Source organism: Mesorhizobium sp. M7A.F.Ca.MR.176.00.0.0 (genome assembly GCF_004023165.1).
GTDB lineage: Bacteria > Pseudomonadota > Alphaproteobacteria > Rhizobiales > Rhizobiaceae > Mesorhizobium.
Genome location: NZ_RZTC01000009.1, coordinates 4,763 through 13,433, shown reverse-complemented (window position 1 = coordinate 13,433; position 8,671 = coordinate 4,763). Strand labels below are relative to the sequence as shown.

Annotated in this window: 7 protein-coding genes and 1 pseudogene; 6 read left to right on the top strand and 2 right to left on the bottom strand. The window is 63.6% G+C overall.

Features of this window, described 5'->3' with window-relative positions:
* Both EOB59_RS35980 and EOB59_RS05395 read right to left on the bottom strand, forming a co-directional pair.
* The coding region (locus EOB59_RS35980) for an FAD-dependent oxidoreductase (protein ID WP_245486537.1) at nucleotides 1-97 on the bottom strand (97 nt) is incomplete at its 3' end.
* Nucleotides 98-155: 58 nt separating this feature from the next.
* A complete protein-coding gene (locus EOB59_RS05395) occupies nucleotides 156-1,733 on the bottom strand; it encodes a trimethylamine methyltransferase family protein (protein ID WP_127810210.1) in 1,578 nt (525 codons plus the stop codon).
* A gap of 254 nt (nucleotides 1,734-1,987) precedes the next feature.
* Between EOB59_RS05395 and EOB59_RS05390 the strand changes: the two genes are divergently transcribed.
* From EOB59_RS05390 to EOB59_RS05365, 6 genes and pseudogenes are all read left to right on the top strand, one after another.
* Nucleotides 1,988-3,163, top strand: a complete 1,176-nt coding sequence (locus EOB59_RS05390) for an MFS transporter (RefSeq protein ID WP_127268230.1) — start codon at nucleotides 1,988-1,990, stop codon at nucleotides 3,161-3,163.
* A 180-nt stretch (nucleotides 3,164-3,343) separates the two neighbouring features.
* Nucleotides 3,344-4,483: pseudogene (locus EOB59_RS37300) on the top strand (MFS transporter); the annotation flags it as partial.
* A 78-nt stretch (nucleotides 4,484-4,561) separates the two neighbouring features.
* A complete protein-coding gene (locus tag EOB59_RS37295; protein ID WP_128287892.1) occupies nucleotides 4,562-6,634 on the top strand; it encodes a prolyl oligopeptidase family protein in 2,073 nt (690 codons plus the stop codon).
* A 68-nt stretch (nucleotides 6,635-6,702) separates the two neighbouring features.
* Nucleotides 6,703-6,843, top strand: a complete 141-nt coding sequence (locus tag EOB59_RS05375) for a capsid protein (protein WP_127268233.1) — start codon at nucleotides 6,703-6,705, stop codon at nucleotides 6,841-6,843.
* A gap of 47 nt (nucleotides 6,844-6,890) precedes the next feature.
* Nucleotides 6,891-8,270 (top strand): aspartate aminotransferase family protein, encoded by a 1,380-nt coding sequence (locus tag EOB59_RS05370; RefSeq protein WP_128287837.1) that lies wholly within the window; start codon nucleotides 6,891-6,893, stop codon nucleotides 8,268-8,270.
* A 143-nt stretch (nucleotides 8,271-8,413) separates the two neighbouring features.
* The coding region (locus tag EOB59_RS05365) for a hypothetical protein (protein WP_245486532.1) at nucleotides 8,414-8,671 on the top strand (258 nt) is incomplete at its 3' end.

Sequence of the window (8,671 nt, the reverse complement as noted above, 5' to 3'; positions counted from 1 at the left end):
GCATGATGTCGGTCCAGCCGGCCTTGGCCAGGTGGTAGAGAACCGAGCAGCCGACGACGCCGCCGCCGATGACAACCGCTTTTACGTGAGATTTCATCAAGATAGGTCCGTTTTTGCGTAAACTGAATCAGATGGGGTGGTCGGCGGGGAGCCGATCAAAAATCGGTCGGCGCGCCGCCTTCGGACCGGCGCTTGGCGACGAAGGCGTTGAGTTCCTCGCGGATGGCCGGGTCCATGTAAGGCTCCTCATAGGACGCCAGCCGCTCCTTCCAGACCTTGTTGGCCTTTTCGAGCGCCGTCGGCGAGCCGGCTTCCGCCCAGGTCTCGTAATTGCGCCAGTCGGACAGGATCGGCGAGTAGAAGGCGGTCTTGTAGCGGTCCTGCGTGTGCTGGGTGCCGAAGAAATGGCCGCCGGGACCGACCGACTGGATGGCGTCGAAGCCGAGTGCCTCGTCGGAAAGATCGAGTGGGGTCAGGAATTCGGCCACCATCTGCAGCAGGTCGATGTCCAAAATGGTCTTCTCGTAGGAGCAGCGCAGGCCGCCTTCGAGCCAGCCGGCGGCATGCATCATCAGATTGCCGCCGCCCTGGATGGCGCCCCACAGCGAGAACACGCTTTCATAAGCCGCCTGCGCGTCGACCGTGTTGGCGGCGCAGGTGTTGGAGGTGCGGTAGGGAATGTTGTAGCGGCGGGCAAGCTGGCCGCCGACGAGCTGCGCCTTCATGTATTCCGGCGTGCCGAACGCCGGCGAACCGGACTTCATGTCGACATTGGAGGTGAAGCCGCCATAGCCGACGGGTGCGCCCTTGCGCACCATCTGGGCGAAGGCGATGCCGGCAAGCGCCTCGGCGTTCTGCTGCACCAGTGCGCCGGCGATGGTGACAGGCGCCATGGCGCCCGACAGGGTGAACGGCGTCACGACGACGACCTGGCCCTTGCTCGACATCTGGATGATGCCTTCCATCATCGGCACGTCGAGCTTGAGCGGCGAATTCGTGTTGATGATGGTGAAGACGGACGGCTCTTCCAGCATCTGCTCGTGGCTGATGCCGCGCGCGATCCTGGCGATCTCGATGCCGTCGACATTGCGTTCCTTGCCGAGCGAATAGATGTGGAACACCTTGTCGGTGAGCACGCTGAGATCGCGGATGCATTCGAGGTGGCGGACGGACGGATGGATATCGGTCGGCTCGACCGGGTAGCCGCCCGTGCAGTTCAGGATGTTGTGCATCTGCGCGAGCTTTAAGAAATTGCGGTAGTCCTGCTGGTTGCCGGGCCGGCGGCCGCGATCGATGTCGGAGCAATTGGGCGCCGACGCCATCATCGAGATGATCACATTGTTGCCGCCAAAGCGCACATTGTGCGCTGGATTGCGGGCATGGATGGTGAACTCCGACGGGCAGTGCGACACCAGTTCGAGGATCATGTCGCTGTCGAAACGCACCCGCTCGCTGCCGTCGCGCACATCGGCGCCATGCGCCTTCATGATGCTGCGGGCCTCGTCATGCAGCACGTCGACGCCGATTTCCCTGAGCACGCGCAGGGAGGCGAGGTGGATCGATTCCAGCTCGTCGTCGGAGACCAGCCTAGTCGGCGTCAGCGGGTTTTTCAGCTGGCGGAAAGCCGGCTGCTCGAACGCGGCCGAGCCGCCGGCGCGCTTTCCGGCGCGGCCGCCGCGACGGGCGCGGTCGGTGGCCAATGCCGGTTCTGAGGGTTGTAGGGCGGCGGTCATGAATGGTCCTCGTAGGATGCGATAGCGGGCGGCATAATGGACCGGCGGCTGTCCAGCCATTGCGGAGGCGGCGACCACTAGGGCGAGGGAAGCGACATGCCGGAACGGCAGTTGCGCGGCCACGACATCGGCCTGATCCCGCCGCCTCGTTGGCGCAAGCGGATTTCGCCGGGCGGCCCTTCCTTTGCCTGGATCGAACCGATAGCTACTCGGGCTTGCCGGCCGGATGGCCAGCAATTCACATGGATGGCAGCATGGTTGCGACCGGCTCGAACGAAGGCGAAGCAGGAACGCAGTGGGCAGCGCTTGCCGGCGTCACCGCGGCACTTGCGATGTTCGGCGCGGCGCAGGGGTTGAGTTCGCCGCTGTTCACGCTGCTGATGCAGAAACAAGGCATGTCGCCAGCGCTGATCGGCTTGTCGGCGGCGATGATGCCGCTCGGGCTGATCCTTTCGGCTTCTTTCGTGCCCGCGGCTGTGCGGCTTGTCGGTGCACGCAATCTGGCGGTCGGCTGCTCGCTGATCGGCGCGCTCTGCTTCCTGGGTATCGGCTATCTGCAGGACTGGGTGGCCTGGTTCGTCATCCGCTTCATCATCGGCGTCGTCATCAACCCGCTCTACATCCTCGGCGAGGTGTGGGCACTGTCGCTGGCGCCGCCATCGCGGCGCGGCAGGGTGATGGGCGTGTTCAACACGCTGATGGGCGCCGGCTACGCCGCCGGACCATTCGCGCTGACCCTGCTCGGTACGTCGGGCTGGGCGCCCTTCATGGTCGGCGTCGCCGGTTTCGCGCTCTGCGCGGTGATCCTGCACGCGGTCTCGTCTAAGCTGACCGGGTTCGAGGATGACGACCAGCCTGCCAGCGGCCTTGTCGGCTTTGCCAAGGTGGCGCCTGCGCTGCTGCTTGCCGTGCTTGTCTCGGCGGCGGTTCAGCAGAGCACTTATGCGCTGGTCCCGGTCTTCGGCGCCAGCTATGGCCTGGCGGAAGCCGTTCTGGCCTCGCTGGTGATGGCGCTTTCCCTCGGCAACATCCTGCTGCAGATACCACTCGGCCTTCTGGCGGAGCGTTTTGGCGGCCGCGCCATGATCATCGTCTGCGCGCTGGCAACAACCGTTTGCGCGCTTTTGCTGCCTTTGCTGATCACAACGCCGTTGATCTGGGTCGTGCTGCTGGTGATGGGCGCGGTCGGTTACGGCGTCTACACCATGGCATTGGTCGAACTCGGCAGCCGGTTCAAGGGCTCTGTGCTGGTCGCCGGCAACGCTGCCTTTGCACTGATGTGGGGCGTCGGTGGCATCGTCGGCCCACCCGGTGCCGGCGTGCTCATGCAAGGCATCGGCCCGCTCGGGCTGCCGGTCGTGATCGCCGGCCTCGACGCGGTGCTGGTGATGTTCGCGCTGTATCGGTCGTCCGTGCGCCGAGCTTCCTGACGAGCTCAACCTCCTGACCGGCCCAACTTCCTGACAGGCCCAACTTCCTGACAGGCCCAACTTCCTGACAGGCCCAACCTCCTGACAGGCATTGTCTGGAGCAAGCGGTTTTCGCCTGCCAGGGGCTTACCACCGCGTTGCTCAATCGCTAATCCTGCAGCCTCGATAGCGGTGCGCACAATGAATTTGGTTGAATCGAACGAGGACGAGACGATGCAATGGGCGGCGATCACCGGTGTGATCGCGACCGTCTCGGTGTTCGCCATCGCGCAAGGGTTGTCCTATCCGCTGCTGAGCTTCATCCTGCAGCGCCAGGGCGTTTCGCCGGCGATGATCGGCCTGTCGGCGGCCATGACGCCGATTGGTTTCATCCTGTCGTCGCCATTGATCCCGGCGCTGGCCCGCCGGTTCGGGGCAGGGCGCACAGCGCTTACCTGTGCGGCGCTTTCGGCTGTCGTGCTGGCGCTGATCGGCTGGACGCAGAATGTCTATCTGTGGTTTCCCCTGCGCTTCCTGATCGGTGTGGTGACCAACCCGCTCTATGTGCTGAGCGAGATCTGGGTCATCGCGCTGGCGCCGCCGGCGCGGCGAGGGCGCGTCATGGGTGTCTATTCGACGATCATCTCGGCCGGTTTCGCGGCCGGGCCGCTATGCCTGCTTGCAGTCGGCACTGAGGGCTGGCCGCCCTTCCTCGTCGGCATCTCCGCCTTCGTGCTGTGCGGCATCTGCCTGGGCTTGGTGCTGCCGCGCTTGCCCAAGGTCGACGAGGCCGGGCATCAAGTTTCCGTCCTGGGTTTCGTGCCGCTGGCGTGGCTGCTTTTGTTTGCCGTCATAGTCGCCGCCGGCTTCGAACAGGGCGCGCTGGCGTTGCTGCCTGTCTATGGCACCCATCACGGCATCACCGAGACCCGCATGTCGGCGCTGCTGTCGGTGATGATTGCAGGCAATATCGCCATGCAGGTGCCGCTCGGCCTTTTGGCGGAAAGGCTTTCCGCGCGCCTGGTGCGGCTTGCCTGCGTCGCGATCACGGTGCTCGGTTGCGTCCTGCTTCCGCTTCTCATCGAGTCGCCGCTGATCTGGCCAATGATCTTTATCTGGGGTGCGGTTTCCTACGGCATCTACACGATGTCGATCATCGAGCTCGGCGAACGCTTCACCGGCTCCGCACTGGTTGCCGGCAATGCGGCCTTTTCCCTGATGTGGGGCGTCGGCGGCATCGCCGTGCCGCCGCTGGCGGGGGGCGCCATGGATTTTATGGGCGCGAGAGGTCTGCCGATCACGCTTGGCTTGATGTGCCTGGCGCTGGCTATTGCTAGCCTCGCTGGTGGGCGGAAAGCCTCTATCGATACGGCCTATCGGCGTTGGCTTTTTCAAAGCAACGCGTTTATCGGAGACCTGATGACCAAGCCTGCCACCCAGACGCCGAATTCGGCCCCCACGACCAACGATCCCTTCCTCTGGCTGGAGGACAGGACAGCCAAGCAGTCGCTCGACTGGGTACATCGCCAGAACGAGATCACGGTTGGCGAATTGCAGGGCGATCCGTCCTATCAGGCGTCGTTCCAGACCGCGCTCGACCTGATGACGGCCGAGGACAACATCGCGGTCGGCGCGGCAAAAGCCGGCCATGTCTACAATTTCTGGCAGGACAAGACCAATGTGCTCGGCCTCTGGCGCCGCACGACCGTCGCTTCCTACAAGATCGAGAAGCCCGACTGGGAAACGATCATCGACTTCGACCAGCTTGCGGCGAAGGAGGGGATAAAATGGGTTTTTGGCGGCGCAAGCCGACTCTATCCGGACTTCAACCGTTGCCTGGTGAGTATGTCGCCGGATGGCGGCGACGCCAGCGAGATGCGCGAATTCGACATCGCGACCAAGTCTTTTGTCGAGGGTGGGTTTCGTGCACCCGCTTCCAAGTCGGGCTTCAGCTGGCTGGATAAGGACACCGTGATTGTTTCCGCCGCTTTCGACGAGGCCGACAAGACCGAGTCCGGCTATCCGCGAGTCATAAAGCTGTGGAAGCGCGATACCAAGCTGGAAGACGCGACGCCGATCTTCGAGGCGCAGAAAGAGGATCTCGCCGTTGGTGCCGCTGTCGAGTACGACGGTGACAGACGCTATCTGGTCCTGGCTCGAACGCTGAATTTCTTCGCTTCGCACATCTTCCTTCGGCTGCCTTCCGGCGAAAACAAACAGCTGCCGCTACCGGACGACATGACCGATACGGCAATATTCAGGGATCAGCTCGTGTTCGGCGTGCGCAGTCCATGGACGTCGCCCGACGGCACGGTTTGCAAGCCCGACGGCCTCTATTCGCTGGATCTGGCGCACTGGGTCGAGACCGGCGCGCTCGGATCTGTCGAAACCTTGTTCGAGCCGGCATATCGCGTTTCCATCGCCGGCATGGCCCGCACGCAGGACCGGCTGTTCATCAGCCTGATGGACAATGTGCGCGGCAAGGTCGTCGTCTGCGAGCGCAAGGATGGCAACTGGTCGCTGAAACCGGTGGCGCTGCCCGAAAATGGCAATGTCGGCATCAGCCATGCCGAGCAGTTCGGCTCGAGCGTGTCCTTTTCCTTCACCGATTTCCTGACCCCGAGTTCGATCATCTGGTCTGACGACAATGGCGAGACGCTCGCTACCGTGAAGTCGCAGCCGGCGCGTTTCGATGCCTCGCCGCTCATCTCGGAACAGTTCGAGGCGCGTTCCAAGGACGGCACGATGATCCCTTATTTTGTCGTCAGGCGGCGCGATCAGAAGGGGCCGGTGCCGACGCTGCTTTACGGCTATGGCGGTTTCGAAGTGCCGCTGCTGCCCGGCTATGCCGGCGTGCGCGGGAGGCTATGGCTGGAAAAGGGCAATGCCTATGTGCAGGCTTGCATCCGCGGCGGCGGCGAGTTCGGCCCGGCCTGGCATCAAGCGGCGCTCAAGGGCAATCGCCAAAACGGATTCGACGATTTCGCAGCGGTCGCGCAGGACGTCGTCAAGCGCGGCATCGCGACAGCAAGCTCACTCGGCATCCAGGGTGGTTCGAATGGCGGCTTGCTGACCGGCGTTTCCTTGACGCAGCATCCCGAGCTATTCGGCGCCGTCATCATCGAGGTGCCGCTGCTCGACATGCTGCGTTACGCCGAATTGCCGCCTGGCGCCTCGTGGATGGCCGAATATGGCGATCCGTCGAAACCCGAAGACGCGAAGTGGCTTTCAGCCTACTCGCCCTACCAGCATGTCGACGCCGCTGCCGCCTATCCGCCTGTGCTCCTGACCACATCGACCGCTGACGATCGGGTCCATCCCGGCCATGCGCGCAAGATGGCCGCCCGCCTGCAGGAAGCCGGCCATGCCAGGACGCTGTTCTTCGAGGAGACCGAGGGTGGTCATGGCGGGCGTGGCGACCGCCGGCCGCAGGCGGCGCAGACGGCGATGAAATATGTCTTCCTGCAGAGGGCGCTGACAGCCAAGGCCTAGACTCATTCCGTTATGGTCCAAGCAAAGGGTGGTTCTCCTCGACCAGCCTTTGCTCTAAGGTGCCAGCCATGGCTCTCGTCAGGATGTTGGTTGGCGCATTTGAGGCTCGCGCATTGCGGGTCGCGGTGACGCCGTCACCGCGTACGCTGCGCGCCGAGCTTTTGCGGCTGTGCGCCCGCATCGGCTATTCGCCACCGCTCTGCCTCTGAAGCATTCGCCCCGGCTTGCCGGATAGAATCCAGAGGGAAGATCAGACATGACCTATCAGAATTATTCGCTGAAGCAGCTTCAGCAGATCGACGCCGCGCATCATCTGCATCCGTTCACCGACCACAAGGAAATGCGCGGGACCGGGTCGCGCATCATCACCCATGCCAATGGCCCTTTCATCTACGATTCCGAGGGGGCTGAAATCCTCGATGGCATGGCCGGGCTGTGGTGCGTCAACATCGGCTATGGCCGTGACGAGTTGGCCGAGGCCGCCTATGCCCAGATGAAGGAGCTGCCTTATTACAACTCCTTCTTCAAATGCTCGACGCCGACGCCGGTGCTGCTGTCCAAGAAGCTGGCGGAGATCGCGCCGAAGCACGTCAACCAGGTGTTCTATGGTTCGTCGGGCTCGGAGGCCAATGACACGGCACTGCGTCTCGTGCGCCACTATTGGGTGCTGGAAGGCCAGCCGGAGAAGAACCGCATCATCTCGCGCAAGATGGCCTATCACGGCTCGACCGTTGCCGGCACCTCGCTCGGCGGCATGGATGGTATGCACAAGCAGCTCAACGGTGCGGTGCCCAACATCGTCCATGTGATGATGCCCTACGCCTATGAACTGGCGCTGCCGGGAGAGAGCGACCATGATTTCGGCCTGCGCGCGGCCGGGGCTGTCGAGGAGGCGATCCTCGAAGCCGGCGCCGACAAGGTTGCCGCCTTTATCGGCGAGCCGGTCATGGGGGCCGGTGGCGTGAAGATACCGCCGGCGAGCTACTGGCCGGAAGTGCAGCGCATCTGCCGCAAATACGATGTCCTGCTGATGCTGGACGAGGTCATCACCGGCTATGGCCGCACCGGCGAGTGGTTCGCTGCCCAGACGCTCGGTATCGAGCCCGATACGATCACCACCGCCAAGGCGCTGACCTCGGGCTATCAACCGCTGTCGGCATTGCTGGTCGGCGACCGCATCGCCTCGACGCTGGTCGAGAAGGGCGGCGAGTTCAATCACGGCTACACCTATTCCGGCCACCCGGTGGCCTGCGCCGTGGCGCTGAAGAACCTCGAGATCATCGAACGCGAAGGGCTGGTCGATCGCGTCCGGAACGATACCGGCCCTTACTTCGCCAAGGCGTTGCAGGAGCGCATTGCCGGACATGATCTGGTCGGCGAGGTGCGTTCGATCGGACTGATGGGCGCAATCGAGATCGTCAAGGACAAGGCGACCAAGGAGCGGTTCCTGCCGGCTGGAAGTGCGGCGGTAACCGTGCGCGATCATGCCATCGCGCACGGCATGATGCTGCGCGCTACCGGCGACACGATGATCCTGTCGCCGCCGCTGATCTGGACCCGTGATACGATCGATATGGCCTGCGACCGCATCTCGAAGGCGCTGGATCTGGCGCAAGCCGACCTGCGCAAGCGGTAGAACTCGACCCCTCGGCTGGGCGCTCCTCGGCGGGAGCGCCCAGCCTTGAGGCCATGCTGACGCGGGGAGCGAACGAATTCCACCACAAGCGCGTAGTGTGTGGGGCTGCGGCTGATTCGGCCGCGACAAGGGGTTTTGTTTCCATGAGAAAGACCGGCAAGAGCCGACGGACGCAAGAAGCGGCCAGCATCGGCGGTGACCTGATGCTGGCGCCGCTGGTGGCGATGATGCGGCTGCCGTTGATGACCATGGATGGCGGGAGCAGTCAGCCATGGAGCACGGAGACCGCGCGTGCGGTAAACGAGAAGACCGCCGCTATGGCCGAAGGCGTGTTTGCGGCGCAAATGTCCTTCCTGCAATCGGCATCGCGGTTCTGGCCGGAAATCTTTTCCGGCCGCACG

Bases quoted from the DNA above. Each gene is read 5' to 3' on its own strand.
- EOB59_RS05390 (WP_127268230.1), top strand. From the start codon at position 1,988: ATGGTTGCGACCGGCTCGAACGAAGGCGAAGCAGGAACGCAGTGGGCA.
- EOB59_RS05375 (WP_127268233.1), top strand. From the start codon at position 6,703: ATGGCTCTCGTCAGGATGTTGGTTGGCGCATTTGAGGCTCGCGCATTG.
- EOB59_RS05370 (WP_128287837.1), top strand. From the start codon at position 6,891: ATGACCTATCAGAATTATTCGCTGAAGCAGCTTCAGCAGATCGACGCC.
- EOB59_RS05395 (WP_127810210.1), bottom strand. From the start codon at position 1,733: ATGACCGCCGCCCTACAACCCTCAGAACCGGCATTGGCCACCGACCGC.
- EOB59_RS37295 (WP_128287892.1), top strand. From the start codon at position 4,562: ATGACCAAGCCTGCCACCCAGACGCCGAATTCGGCCCCCACGACCAAC.